Origin of the sequence: Bacillus sp. HNG (genome assembly GCF_003400205.1) — a bacterium.
Taxonomy (GTDB): domain Bacteria; phylum Bacillota; class Bacilli; order Bacillales; family Bacillaceae_L; genus Ferdinandcohnia.
The window spans coordinates 99,754-112,897 of sequence record NZ_QUQV01000005.1 but is presented as its reverse complement, the minus strand read 5'-3'; the positions used below and the strand labels follow the sequence as shown (position 1 = coordinate 112,897).

General features: G+C 38.3%; 11 protein-coding genes. 10 read left to right on the top strand and 1 reads right to left on the bottom strand.

Translation table 11 applies throughout. The features are described 5' to 3' along the window. The first annotated feature begins 139 nt into the window (after window positions 1–139). From DZB84_RS11070 to DZB84_RS11040, 7 genes are all read left to right on the top strand, one after another. A complete protein-coding gene (locus DZB84_RS11070; RefSeq protein WP_116352323.1) occupies window positions 140–1,825 on the top strand; it encodes a peptide ABC transporter substrate-binding protein in 1,686 nt (561 codons plus the stop codon). 131 nt (window positions 1,826–1,956) lie between these two features. Further along, a complete protein-coding gene (locus tag DZB84_RS11065; protein WP_116352322.1) occupies window positions 1,957–2,886 on the top strand; it encodes an ABC transporter permease in 930 nt (309 codons plus the stop codon). Further along, window positions 2,883–3,812, top strand: coding sequence for an ABC transporter permease (locus tag DZB84_RS11060; RefSeq protein ID WP_116352321.1), 930 nt, complete (start codon window positions 2,883–2,885; stop codon window positions 3,810–3,812). Before DZB84_RS11065 ends, DZB84_RS11060 begins: the two co-directional genes overlap by 4 nt. Before the next feature lie 24 nt (window positions 3,813–3,836). Further along, window positions 3,837–4,835, top strand: a complete 999-nt coding sequence (locus DZB84_RS11055; RefSeq protein WP_116352320.1) for an ABC transporter ATP-binding protein — start codon at window positions 3,837–3,839, stop codon at window positions 4,833–4,835. 15 nt (window positions 4,836–4,850) lie between these two features. Beyond that, window positions 4,851–5,810: an ABC transporter ATP-binding protein gene (locus tag DZB84_RS11050; protein WP_116352319.1), complete on the top strand. Its 960-nt coding sequence runs from the start codon at window positions 4,851–4,853 to the stop codon at window positions 5,808–5,810. A gap of 212 nt (window positions 5,811–6,022) precedes the next feature. Beyond that, entirely contained in the window at window positions 6,023–6,229 is a 207-nt protein-coding gene (locus DZB84_RS11045) for a cold-shock protein (RefSeq protein WP_116352318.1), read from the top strand. Between the two features lie 144 nt (window positions 6,230–6,373). Beyond that, on the top strand, window positions 6,374–6,574 hold the full coding sequence (locus DZB84_RS11040; RefSeq protein WP_116352317.1) for a cold-shock protein: 201 nt from the start codon (window positions 6,374–6,376) through the stop codon (window positions 6,572–6,574). Between the two features lie 113 nt (window positions 6,575–6,687). Here DZB84_RS11040 and DZB84_RS11035 read toward each other — a convergent pair whose 3' ends face one another. Continuing rightward, window positions 6,688–8,193 (bottom strand): MDR family MFS transporter, encoded by a 1,506-nt coding sequence (locus tag DZB84_RS11035; protein WP_116352316.1) that lies wholly within the window; start codon window positions 8,191–8,193, stop codon window positions 6,688–6,690. Window positions 8,194–8,349: 156 nt separating this feature from the next. Between DZB84_RS11035 and DZB84_RS11030 the strand changes: the two genes are divergently transcribed. The 3 genes from DZB84_RS11030 (at window position 8,350) to DZB84_RS11020 (ending at window position 13,129) form a co-directional block, all read left to right on the top strand. Beyond that, window positions 8,350–9,222 carry a TetR/AcrR family transcriptional regulator gene (locus DZB84_RS11030; RefSeq protein WP_116352540.1) on the top strand — a complete coding sequence of 291 codons (873 nt, stop codon included), beginning with the start codon at window positions 8,350–8,352 and terminating at the stop codon, window positions 9,220–9,222. 25 nt (window positions 9,223–9,247) lie between these two features. Continuing rightward, window positions 9,248–10,708 (top strand): protein adenylyltransferase SelO, encoded by a 1,461-nt coding sequence (locus tag DZB84_RS11025; protein ID WP_116352315.1) that lies wholly within the window; start codon window positions 9,248–9,250, stop codon window positions 10,706–10,708. 135 nt (window positions 10,709–10,843) lie between these two features. Further along, window positions 10,844–13,129, top strand: a complete 2,286-nt coding sequence (locus DZB84_RS11020; protein WP_116352314.1) for a DEAD/DEAH box helicase — start codon at window positions 10,844–10,846, stop codon at window positions 13,127–13,129. Window positions 13,130–13,144: the final 15 nt, after the last annotated feature.

Genomic DNA, 13,144 nt, shown 5'->3' with positions numbered 1-13,144 from the left:
AAAGTATGAAAGGAAAACTAGTACTTATCACTTAAATAAAAAAGAAATTTACTTCATATGTAATATTTTCTCGTTTTTATTTATAGATTTAATGTAGAAATCAAAATGGTTTCAAAAAATAGTATAGGGGGTCAATTGCTTGAAAAGGAAGCTTTCATTTGGATTGGTCTTATTGCTTTCTATCTTTTTAGCTTTGTCTGGTTGTTTTAGTGGAGAAACGACAACGAATGAACCAGAAAAGCCATCAACTCCTAGTGAGGAAGGAAAAGAGAATGATCAGGAAGCATCAGGACCAAAGATTCTTCGCCTTAATAATAATGAAGAGCCTGGTTCTTTACATCCTGGTACTGCACAAGGAACACATGATTCTTGGATTCTTGAGCATGCATTTGAGGGATTAACAAAAAAGACGCCTGAAGGAGAAATCGTAGCTGGAATGGCTGAATCCTGGGAGCCAAGTGAGGATGGACTCACATGGACTTTCAAGCTTCGTAGTGATGCTAAATGGTCAAATGGTGACCCTGTTACCGCTCATGATTTTGAATATGCTTGGAAATACGCACTAAACCCAGAAACTGCGTCTACATATGCATACCAACTCTATTATTTAGAGGGTGGGGAGGCATATAACTCTGCAGAAGATGGTGCGGATTTAGCTGCACTTGAAGCAGCAGTTGGTGTAAAAGCAGTAGATGATACAACATTAGAAGTTAAGCTTGCGCAACCAACTCCTTATTTCCTAGATTTAACATCATTCTATACGTATTATCCAATTAATAAGTCTGTTCAGGAAGCAAATCCAGAATGGTACCAGGAAGCAGATACGTATGTATCAAATGGTGCATTTAAATTGACTGAGTGGAAGCATAAAGAAAGCATGAAGCTCGCAAAGAACGAAAACTATTATGATAAAGACAAAATCAATCTAGATGAAGTTCATTTTGTCATTATTGATGATGAGAATACAGCATGGCAAATGTACCAATCGGATGAATTGGACTTAGTATATCCGTTACCACAGGATGTCATTGGTCAATTAAAGGATCAGAAAAACCCTGAGTTCGAAATTGGAACGGACCTTGCTGTTTATTACTACAATTTAAACACAGAGAAAAAGCCATTTACTAATGTAAAGATGCGAAAAGCATTATCAATGGCAATTGACCGTGAAACGATTGTGGAGCATGTGGCTCAAGGTGGTCAAAAAGCTGCATATTCAATAGTACCTCCAGGAATTCCTGATGTTTCAGGCGATTACCAAGAAAATACAGGAGAACTATTTGAAGCAAATATTGAAGAAGCGAAAAAGCTGATGGAAGAGGGACTTGCTGAAGAAGGTCTTGATAAGTTTCCTGCTGTAACGTTAACTTACAACACGTCAGACGGGCATAAGATGATAGCAGAGGCTGTTCAAGAAATGTGGCGAAAAAATCTTGGAGTGGAAATTACATTAGAAAACGTTGAGTTCCAAGTTAAACTTGATCGGGAAAAAGCAGGAGATTATGAAATTTCCAGAGCGGGTTGGGTTGGTGACTATGTAGACCCGATGACATTCATGGATCTATGGGTAACAGATGGACCATATAATGATGCAAACTGGGGAAATTCTGAATACGATAAGCTAGTGAACTTAGCGAAAACAACAATGAATCAAGAAGAACGAATGAAAGCCATGCATGATGCAGAAAAAATCTTAATGGATGAAATGCCGGTTATCCCAGTTTATTTCTATACAAAACCATTTACTGTAAAACCACATGTGACTGGCATCTTCACACCAATTAATAGTTATCCACAGTTCATTTATGCAGATATCAAAAACTAGGTATCTAGGAAATCGAGGTATGCTGGAATCCAGCATACCCGATTTTTACTTGCATATGATGTGCTGACGACTACGTTTGCCATAGGACATGGCCATTAGTAGTAGACGATCCATTAAAAAAGGGGGATAACATGCTTAAATATATTGGAAAACGGATAGTCCTTGCAGTTGTTACCCTTTGGGTGATTATCACACTAACATTCATCTTAATGCACAGTATTCCTGGAAACCCATTTGCCCAAGAAGGAACAATGCCTGCGGCTGTCTATAATAATCTTCAAAGCTATTATAATTTGGACAAACCTTTACTCGTACAATATGGTCTTTATTTACTTTCCATTTTACAGTTTGATTTTGGACCTTCTTACAAATCTTCAACCCTGACAGTGAATGACTTGATCGTGAATGGTTTCCCTGTTTCCTTGCATTTAGGAACACAAGCCTTATTGATTGCAATTCCACTAGGATTGCTTTTTGGAATTATTGCAGCACTTTATCGTAATAGATGGCCTGATTATTCCTCGATGATTCTAGCAATTATAGGGATTTCTGTACCAAACTTTATTTTGGCAACGTTTCTTATCAATTACTTAGCAGTTGAATTACGTTGGTTCCCAGTTGCAACTTGGAAATCTTGGTCCCATACTGTGCTGCCGACTCTTTCACTTGCGATGATGCCAATGGCCTTTATCGCGAGGTTAATGAGGTCAAGCATGCTAGAGGTGATGAGTCAGGACTATATTTTAACTGCAAAAGCCAAGGGACTTAAAAAAGGTGCAATTATTTTGAAGCATGCGATTCGAAATGCAATTTTGCCGGTTGTTACAATTGTTGGGATATTAATAGCCAATATTGTAACAGGAAGCTTTATTATTGAAAAAATCTTTGGTATCCCAGGAATGGGAGAAATGTTTGTAACGAGTATTTTTAATCGAGATTATCCAGTCATCCTCGGTTCGACGATTTTTTATTCTGCTATCCTCATTCTTTTTATTCTCATTGTTGATATCGCCTATACGTGGATTGATCCAAGAATTAAAGTAACGGGGGAGAGTAAATGAAAAATCAACCAAATCTTACAGAAGACATGTTTGCACCTGTTGATCAGAAATACGCGGAAGCAGAAAAAATTGCTAGACCTAGTATTTCCTACTGGAGAGATGTGTGGAATCGCCTCAAGGAAAACAAATTAGCCATGCTTGGGCTCATCATCATTATCATTATTGGAATCCTGGCGATTATCGGACCTTATTTAAACGGATACACGTATTATGAACAGGATTTTACAAAAAAGAATCTCCGTCCGAATGCTGAGCATTGGTTTGGGACAGATGCATCTGGAAGAGATTTGTTTACACGTGCATGGTATGGTGCAAGGATTTCGTTATTTATTGGGCTAATGGCAGCTCTCATTGATTTTGTAGCGGGGATTATTTACGGAGGCATTTCCGGTATACGTGGAGGTAGAACCGATAACATAATGATGAGAATTGCGGAAGTGCTCTATGCCATCCCATACTTATTAATGGTTATTTTAGTGATGATTGTCCTTGAAAGAGGAATTTGGGCCATTATTATTGCGATGTCCATAACGGGTTGGATTCCGATGGCAAGGCTAGTACGAGGGCAAGTACTCCAGCTGAAAGAATACGAATATGTTCAAGCCGCAAATGCAATGGGAGCAAAAACCTCGTGGATTTTACGCAGACATATGATACCAAATACGATGGGGCCGATTTTAGTCAATGTGACATTAACTGTTCCAACTGCGATTTTTGCAGAAGCGACACTTAGCTTTTTAGGTCTTGGAATCCCAGCTCCACAGGCAAGCTGGGGAACGATGGCAAATGATGCATTAGGTAGTATATTAATCGGGAATTTCTATCAATTATTTTTCCCAGCGTTTCTCATCTCGCTGACAATGTTTGCCTTTAATGTGTTCGGAGATGGATTAAGAGATGCACTCGATCCGAAATTACGGAAATAGATAGACGAAAGGGATGAGTAGTAGATGGAAAATATATTAGATATTAATGATTTGCATGTTTCATTTGACACAAGTGCTGGGAAGGTAAAGGCGGTTAGAGGTGTTTCGTTTTCAGTGGAAAAAGGGGAAGCAATCGCCATTGTGGGGGAATCTGGCTGTGGAAAAAGTGTGACCGCCAAATCAATCATGCGACTTCTCCCATCCCCACAAGCAAAAATTGAAAAAGGCTCGATCATGTTAAATGGGGAAAATATTGTCCAAAAATCAGAAAAAGCGATGGAAAAAATAAGAGGAAATGAGGTAGGAATGATATTTCAGGATCCGATGACATCGTTAAACCCTACCACAAAGATTGGGATTCAAATCGCGGAAGGCATTATTCGGCATAGGAAGATAACAAAAAAGGAAGCGCTTGAGTATGCGATAAAAATGCTTGAATTAGTTGGAATTCCACAACCTGAGAAGCGCATTCATCAATATCCTCATGAATTTTCTGGTGGGATGAGGCAGCGAGTTATGATTGCAATAGCTCTTGCCTGTAGGCCGAAACTTTTAATAGCGGATGAACCTACTACTGCACTTGACGTTACCATCCAGGCGCAAATTTTGCAGCTAATGAAGGAACTGCAGGAGAAAACAGATACTTCCATTATTTTAATTACGCATGACCTTGGTGTGGTAGCAGAAATGTGTAGTAAGGTTGTTGTCATGTACGCAGGTGAAATCGTGGAAACAGGTAGTGTTGAAGATATCTTCTCAAAACCGACTCATCCCTATACGAAGGGATTGTTAAAATCAGTACCACGTCTAGATATGGATAAGCATGAAAAACTCTCAACCATCACTGGTACTCCTCCGGATTTACTTGACCCACCAAAGGGCTGCTCATTTTATCCAAGATGTGAGATGGCAATGAAAGTTTGTGCAGAACATAAACCGGAATTTGAGGGAGTTAGCCCGACGCAGTACAGCGCTTGTTGGCTAAATCATCCGATGGCTCAAAACCGGATGCATTTCGTCTAAGGAGGAGGTTTGAAAGTGGCCGTAAAAACTCAAAAGTTGCTCGAAGTGAAAAATGTAAAGAAATACTTTCCGATTCAAAAGAAACCGCTAAAGGCGGTAGATGATTTAAATTTAATCATTAATAAAGGGGAAACAGTTGGATTGGTAGGTGAAAGTGGCTGCGGAAAGTCAACTGCTGGAAAGACCATTATACGCTTAATGGAGCCTACAGCAGGTGAGGTCCTTTTTGAAGGGAAAAATATTTATAAGTTTAATCAAAGGCAAATGAAGGAATTACGCAAGGATATGCAAATTATATTCCAAGATCCATATGCTTCATTAAATCCAAGGATGAAAATTGAGGATATTGTTGGGGAGCCACTTGATATTCATCATCTCGCTAAAGGTAAAAAAAGAAAAGAACGGGTACATGAACTTTTAGAGTTAGTCGGACTTCGTTCAGAGCATGCCAATCGATTCCCGCATGAATTTAGTGGTGGCCAAAGGCAGCGAATAGGAATTGCAAGGGCATTGGCGGTTCATCCAAAATTTATTGTTTGTGATGAACCAATTTCGGCTTTAGATGTATCCATTCAGGCTCAAATCGTTAATCTATTAAAGAGCTTACAGGAAAAAATGGAGTTAACCTATTTATTTATTGCCCATGATTTATCAATGGTCAAATATATATCAGACCGAATCCTTGTGATGTACTTAGGAAACATGGTCGAACTTTCTGATAGCGGATCCCTATATGATGAACCACTCCACCCGTACACACAAGCTTTGCTATCCGCGGTTCCAATCCCAGATCCAACCGTAAAACGGGAGCGAATTGTACTGGAAGGAGAAGTTCCTACTCCATTATCTCCACCATCAGGTTGTGTGTTTCGAACAAGATGTAAGTATGCAATGGAACGCTGTGCAATTGAAGTTCCAAAATGGCAGGAAGTCAAGCCGGCTCACTTCACAGCGTGCCATCTATATGATAAATAATACGTCGGTTTTACAAATATAGGCAGAAAGTGGTATAATATTTACCTAAAGAGATAAATTATATAGTAATACTTATTATAAGGAGTTTCTCAGGGAAACCTAGCGCTTCAAATGCGCTCATAGAACTACTTTTTATAATAAGTTTTTTTATTATTTAGCGATTATGTTTTTTGTAACGTTTCGTGCCAACCAAAACAAAGGAGATGATTTGAATGGCTTTTGGAAGAAGACCAGTCGAAGAAATTGTTACTGAGGAAACGAAGGTGTGGGAATGCACATCTGAGGAATGTAATGGATGGGTACGAGATAATTTTAAAAGTACTACTGAACCAAACTGCCCATTGTGTGGTTCTGAAATGGAAACAAATACAAGATTATTACAGGTTGTAAATAACCATAATAAAAGCTTTTTAGCATAAGATTATTACTTTTGTTTTCCTCCATTAAACTTTTTTTAAAAATAGAAACAACTTTTTGGTTATAAAAAGTTTTTTCTATGGACATAATAATTCATGCATTACCTTGCAACAATATTTTTGTTGCATTACATAGGAGGAAACATAATGGCACAAGGAAAAGTAAAATGGTTTAACAGTGAAAAAGGCTTTGGATTTATCGAAGTTGAAGGTGGAGACGATGTATTTGTACACTTTTCAGCAATCCAAGGTGAAGGGTTCAAAACATTAGAAGAAGGTCAAGAAGTTACTTTTGATATCGAAGAAGGTAGCAGAGGACCACAAGCTGCTAATGTTCAAAAAGCGTAATGAACCAAATATAAACCGATTAAAACAGATTCTATTTTAGGATCTGTTTTTTTGTGATGGTTAAGAAGTGACATGAAAAAACCCCCCTGAGCAAAAAGTCAGGGGGAATTTTATTAATTTGTAGTGGCCTTTACTGGAGCTGCTTTTTCAAGCGTTGGCATTCCTTTTCCACTTACATCTACTCGTTTAATAAATAATGCTAAAACTAAAGCAACAATATTAATACCTAATGCCACAAGGAAGGAATAATTGATTCCCGCAAGTAATGCTTGTTGACCAATAAGTGCTTGTGTTGTTTCAGTAATTGTAGTTGGATCCATATTTGCTACTAAACTTTCTCCTTCAGATGTCGCAACACTATTCATAATCGTTACTAAAACTGCAGTTCCAATAGAGCCAGAAACTTGTTGAGCAGTATTGTTGATCGCAGTCCCATGTGGATATAGATGTGCTGGTAGCTGATTTAAACCGTTTGTCATAATCGGCATCATGACCATTGACATTCCAAACATACGAAGAGTGTATGCTGTAATGATGTAGGAGTATGAAGAATCAATCTGTAACTGTGTTAATAAATAGGTGGATACTGCTGTAATGATAAGGCCACAAATTGATAGAACCCGTGGACCAAATTTATCAAATAACTTACCAGTGATCGGTGACATAATTCCCATAACAATGGCGCCAGGGAGCATCATTAACCCAGATTCGAATGGCGATATTCCACGAACACTTTGTACATATGCAGGAGTTAGAATCATTCCAGAGAACATCGCTACCGCGTTCACAATGGCAATCACAGAAGCTAGTGTAAACATTGGGTATTTATAGGCTCTTAAATCGAGAATTGGTTTATCTAATCTTAATTGACGTAAAATAAATAAAATTAACGAAATCCCACCTATAAATAATGATGTCAAAACAAGTGAATCCGTCCATCCATCATTGCTTACAGAACTGAATCCGTATAATAATCCACCAAAACCCAGTGTTGATAGGATAACGGAAAGGTGGTCGATAGTTGCATTTTTATTAATTTCCATCACGTTTTTAGATTTCCAAATTGCAAGTACTAAACTAATTACGGCAAGGGGTAAGATCATTTCAAATAATACGCGCCAATCATAATGTTCGACAATATACCCTGACAAAGTTGGACCAATTGCGGGTGCCGTAATCATAACCAAACCGAAAACACCCATTGCTGTACCACGTTTTTCAAGTGGGAAACTTACCAGCATGATATTCATCAATAGTGGACCCATGACGGAAGAGCCTGCTGCTTGAACCATACGTCCGGCAATTAAAACTCCAAAGTTTGGTGCGAAAGCAGCCATAGCAGTCCCAATTGTAAAAATGAGCATGGATGTAATAAATAAGCTTCGGTTCGAAAACCTTGTAATTAAATAAGCAGATGCTGGAATTAACACACCGCTAACAAGCATATACCCTGTTGCAAGCCATTGTACGGTTGAGTAATTTTCAATATGCAAATCAACCATAATAGATGGTAAAGCAACATTTAATAATGAGTTATTTAAAAATGAAACAAATGCCCCAACAAAAAGTAAAGCTAACATCAAATAAGGAGGCTTTTTTTCTTGTAATGTTGAATCCATAAATTTATCCCCTCGGTTTCATACGTTGAATTGTTACTTGAATGATTTTATACCACAAGTTCAATTTGTGCAATATTTTTATACTTAAGGTATAATGTTCTAGTGAAAGAAAATAAAATGGTTTCATGGAATATAAAGGGAATTGATGGAGGACATATGAATAACCGTAGGCGACGTGTAGCAGATGTAGCTCTAAAATTATTTGTTGAAAAAGGATTTCAACAAACATCAATACAAGATATTATTGAACATGCAAATATTTCAAAAGGTACCTTTTATAATTATTTTTCGAATAAAAATGATTGTATTGCAGAAATATTAGAAGGATTGCGTTATGATGCCAGCCAAATTCGAATGGAGATGCAGGTTGGAAAGGATGAAACAGACCGTGCAGTATTAATAGATCAGATATCGATATTAACTCAATTAAATAAGGAACGGAATCTTAATACTATTTTTGAATCGATATTAAACTCAAACGAAGTTGAGCTTAAAAAAATGGTGATGCATCATCGTATTCATGAATTGGAATGGTTAGCAGGGCGATTTGTAGAAGTCTATGGCGAAGAAGTACGGGAATATGGGTTTGAACTTTCTATTCTTTTTTACGGAATGATGCATTATATCATCTTTACAATCAAAATTACGAATAGTGAACAATCGATTCATCGCATTGTCGAAGTTGTGTTGACGTATTTAGAAGCAATTATTCCAGTAATGAAGGAAAAGGGAAGTTCCTTGCTTGATCCCACATCACTCCGTTTTTTACAAGCGAGAATTGATCGAAAAGTGCTTTCACTTGAAGAGCTTTTAGATTTAGCAAAGAATTTAGAGAAGGAAGCCACATTCACAACAGACCAGCAAGATCTTTATGATACGATTGTGTCAGAATTGCAGCGAGACCGTATTCGCAAGAGTGTGTTGCAGCCCTTAATAAAACCATTTCAGCAGTCTTTTGTACAAACAGAAATGGAAACTCAAGTAAATACATTTACCAATTTTCTTTGGTATTTTATAAGAATGCATTAATACTATGAAGTGAAAAGGGGTGTTTATGATTACGAAAAGAGAATTAGGTTGGAACTTTGATAACAGTTACGTACAGTTGCCAACAGAATTATTTGCAAAGACGACTCCAACACCTGTACGTGATCCGGAGCTCGTTATCTTAAATAAACAATTAGCTCAATCACTCGGTTTAGATGTACAGGGGTTACTTGAAGAAGGGGTCGAAATCTTCGCTGGAAATCAAACTCCTAATGGTTCTATACCTATTGCACAGGCCTATGCTGGTCACCAATTTGGACATTTTACGATGCTAGGAGACGGTCGTGCTGTGTTGCTAGGTGAACAGATTACACCGGATGGGGCTCGCTATGATATACAGCTGAAGGGGGCAGGTCGTACACCCTATTCACGAGGTGGAGATGGTCGTGCCTCCATTGGCCCGATGTTGCGTGAGTATATCATTAGTGAAGCTATGCATGGTTTAAGAATTCCAACCACTAGAAGTTTAGCAGTTGTCACGACAGGTGAGCCGATTTATCGGGAAACAGTTTTACCCGGTGCAATCCTAACTCGTGTTGCATCAAGCCATATTCGGGTAGGCACATTTCAATTTATTGCAGGACTTGGAAAAAAGGATGAACTACGGAAATTGGCGGATTATACGATTGAACGTCATTACCCTGAAAGTAAGGGGGAGAAACACCGTTATCTTGCATTTTTACGTGAAGTGATTAAACGTCAAGCAGCCTTAATTGCGAAATGGCAACTTGTGGGTTTTGTACACGGTGTTATGAATACAGATAATATGGCAATAAGCGGGGAAACCATAGATTATGGACCATGTGCATTTATCGATACATATGATCCAAAAACGGTGTTTAGTTCTATAGACACTGGAGGGCGTTATGCCTATGGAAACCAACCATATATCGGGGGTTGGAATCTTGCACGCTTTGCTGAAAGCTTATTACATTTACTTCATGAAAATGAGGAAGAAGCACTTCAATTAGCACAGGAAGAAATAACGAAATACAACGGAATTTATCGAGAAAATTGGCTAAACGGAATGAGGGCAAAGCTTGGGTTATTCAATCAAGAGGAAGAGGATAAGGAACTTATTGATGAATTCCTAGAATGGATGGACCAAAGCCAAGCAGATTATACAAATACGTTTATTGCTTTAACCTTCGATAAGCTCGATAGCCTTGCAATTTGTAGCACTGACCGTTTTAAAAATTGGCTGCAGAAGTGGAAGAATAGACAAAAAAGGCAGAAGCAAACTGAAGAGGAAATAAAGGATTTAATGCTAACATCAAATCCAGCAGTCATACCAAGAAACTATCGAGTTGAAGAAGCACTTGAGAGGGCTGCAGATGGAGATTACAGTGTCATGGAAAAACTTTTAGAAGTACTAAAAGATCCTTTTGCACACACTGAGGAGCAGATGGAATACGCAAAACTACCGGAACCATCAAATACTCCATATCGTACTTTTTGTGGAACGTAATGAAATTTTGAGCATGCCCTGTAAGGGTGTGCTTTTTTTTAGACTAAAAATACCAAATGCATATTTAAGTGAAATCACTTCAAAAACGAACATTTATTCTGTACAATATAGGTAGAAAATCTGAGGTGATTTTTAATGAAGTTTCGGAAAAATATCCATGAATTAATGGATTTTATAAAAGAAAACCCACAATACGCAAAGAACATCGTCCATTGGCATACGATTGAGGCTACTCCACCTAAAACGATGGACATACCGGAATCTATTGATCATAGATTAAGAGAAGCGTTGGATAAAAGGGGGATCCATCAGTTATATACCCATCAGCATTCTGCCTATGAAACAACACAAAGTGGGCAGAATTTCGTTGCTGTAACCCCGACAGCGTCGGGAAAAACACTCTGTTACAATTTGCCCGTCTTACAAACAATTGTTGAAAATGATCAAGCACGTGCACTCTATTTGTTTCCTACAAAAGCATTAGCTCAGGATCAAAAAAGTGAACTGAATGAAATCATTGAGGAAATGGGAGTGGCGATTAACAGCTATACATATGATGGAGACACACCTGCAAACATCCGTCAAAAGGTAAGAAAAGCTGGCCATATTGTCATTACGAACCCAGATATGTTGCATTCGGCTATTCTACCTCATCATACAAAATGGGTATCATTGTTTGAAAATCTAAAATATGTTGTGATTGATGAGCTTCATACATATCGAGGTGTTTTCGGAAGTCATGTTGCCAATGTCATAAGACGATTGAAGCGAATATGCGAGTTTTATGGAAGTAGCCCGATTTTTATGTGTACATCAGCGACAATTGCGAACCCCAAGGAACTTGCTGAAAATTTGACCGGAACCAAAATGGAATTAATCGAAAACAACGGTGCACCAACAGGTAGAAAGCATTTTGTTTTTTACAATCCACCAATTGTGAATAAACCGCTTAATATTCGTAGAAGTGCGACACTTGAGGTAAGAAAACTAGCTAGTGAATTTTTACAAAATAAAATCCAGACGATTGTCTTTGCGCGAAGCAGGGTGAGAGTGGAAATTATTTTAACCTATTTGCAGGAACTCGTGAAACATAAGCTCGGACCAAAAGCAATCCGGGGTTATCGTGGAGGGTATTTGCCGAAACAACGTCGTGAGATTGAACATGGCCTTCGTAATGGTGATATTTACGGGGTTGTTAGTACAAATGCACTTGAATTAGGTGTTGACATTGGACAACTTCAGGTTTGTATTATGACCGGCTACCCCGGAACAATCGCTAGTGCATGGCAGCAGGCAGGTCGAGCAGGTCGGCGCCAAGGAGAAGCAGTCATCTTCATGGTTGCAAGTTCCAATCCACTTGATCAATATATGATTCAAAACCCAGAATACTTTTTTAGTAGAAATCCAGAAACAGCTCGAATTAACCCTAATAATCTTGTGATTTTAATTGATCATATTAAGTGTGCAGCTTATGAATTGCCATTTAAGGCGGGAGATACATTTGGTGACCTGGATCTTGAAGATATTTTAGAATTTTTAACAGAGGAGAGGGTCCTTCATCAAAATGGGGATAAATGGTACTGGATGAATGATTCCTTCCCTGCCCACAATATTAGCCTGCGCTCAGCTTCACAAGAGAATGTGGTGATTATTGATCAAACGGATGTTGCGGCAGTGAAAGTGATTGGGGAAATGGATCGGTTTAGTGCAATGACATTACTTCATGATGAAGCGATTTACTTGCATCAAGGTGTACAATATCAGGTTGAAAAGTTAGATTGGGAAGAAAAGAAGGCTTTCGTGAGAGAGGTAGATGTCGATTATTTTACAGATGCAAATTTAGCTGTAAATCTTCGGGTTTTAGAAGTAGATAAGGAACGCTCAAATGAATCAATCGAAATTGGCTATGGAGATGTATCTGTTCAAGCAATGGCAACTATATTTAAAAAAATAAAATTTGAAACCCATGAGAACATCGGGGCAGGACCGATTCATCTCCCTGAAGAGGAACTACATACATCCTCTACATGGATAAGTCTAAAAAAATCACAGTTAGAGGGATTGAGTGACGAGCGAATTGAGGAAGGCTTAATAGGTGTTTCGAATGTGTTAAGGCATGTTGCTCCGCTTATGACAATGTGCGACCCATCCGATTTACATGTTGTTCCACAGGTGAAAGCCGTACACAATGAGCAGCCAACAATCTTTTTATACGACCGTTATCCAGGTGGAATTGGCTTAAGTGAAAAAGTCTATGACGCGATGGAAAATCTTCTAAATGAAGCTGAAGAATTAATTCGAAAATGTTCTTGTGAATCAGGATGTCCTTCATGCATTGGGACAGACGTGGTCCAGAATAAAGCAAAAACGGACGCACTAACCTTAATTTCAAAGCTGAAACAGGGAAAGTATGCAATTTAGTAGAGGAGTTTCATT

Coding starts and splice junctions, on each gene's coding strand:
- DZB84_RS11065 (WP_116352322.1), top strand. CDS start 1,957: ATGCTTAAATATATTGGAAAACGGATAGTCCTTGCAGTTGTTACCCTT.
- DZB84_RS11060 (WP_116352321.1), top strand. CDS start 2,883: ATGAAAAATCAACCAAATCTTACAGAAGACATGTTTGCACCTGTTGAT.
- DZB84_RS11055 (WP_116352320.1), top strand. CDS start 3,837: ATGGAAAATATATTAGATATTAATGATTTGCATGTTTCATTTGACACA.
- DZB84_RS11045 (WP_116352318.1), top strand. CDS start 6,023: ATGGCTTTTGGAAGAAGACCAGTCGAAGAAATTGTTACTGAGGAAACG.
- DZB84_RS11040 (WP_116352317.1), top strand. CDS start 6,374: ATGGCACAAGGAAAAGTAAAATGGTTTAACAGTGAAAAAGGCTTTGGA.
- DZB84_RS11035 (WP_116352316.1), bottom strand. CDS start 8,193: ATGGATTCAACATTACAAGAAAAAAAGCCTCCTTATTTGATGTTAGCT.
- DZB84_RS11030 (WP_116352540.1), top strand. CDS start 8,350: ATGAATAACCGTAGGCGACGTGTAGCAGATGTAGCTCTAAAATTATTT.
- DZB84_RS11025 (WP_116352315.1), top strand. CDS start 9,248: ATGATTACGAAAAGAGAATTAGGTTGGAACTTTGATAACAGTTACGTA.
- DZB84_RS11020 (WP_116352314.1), top strand. CDS start 10,844: ATGAAGTTTCGGAAAAATATCCATGAATTAATGGATTTTATAAAAGAA.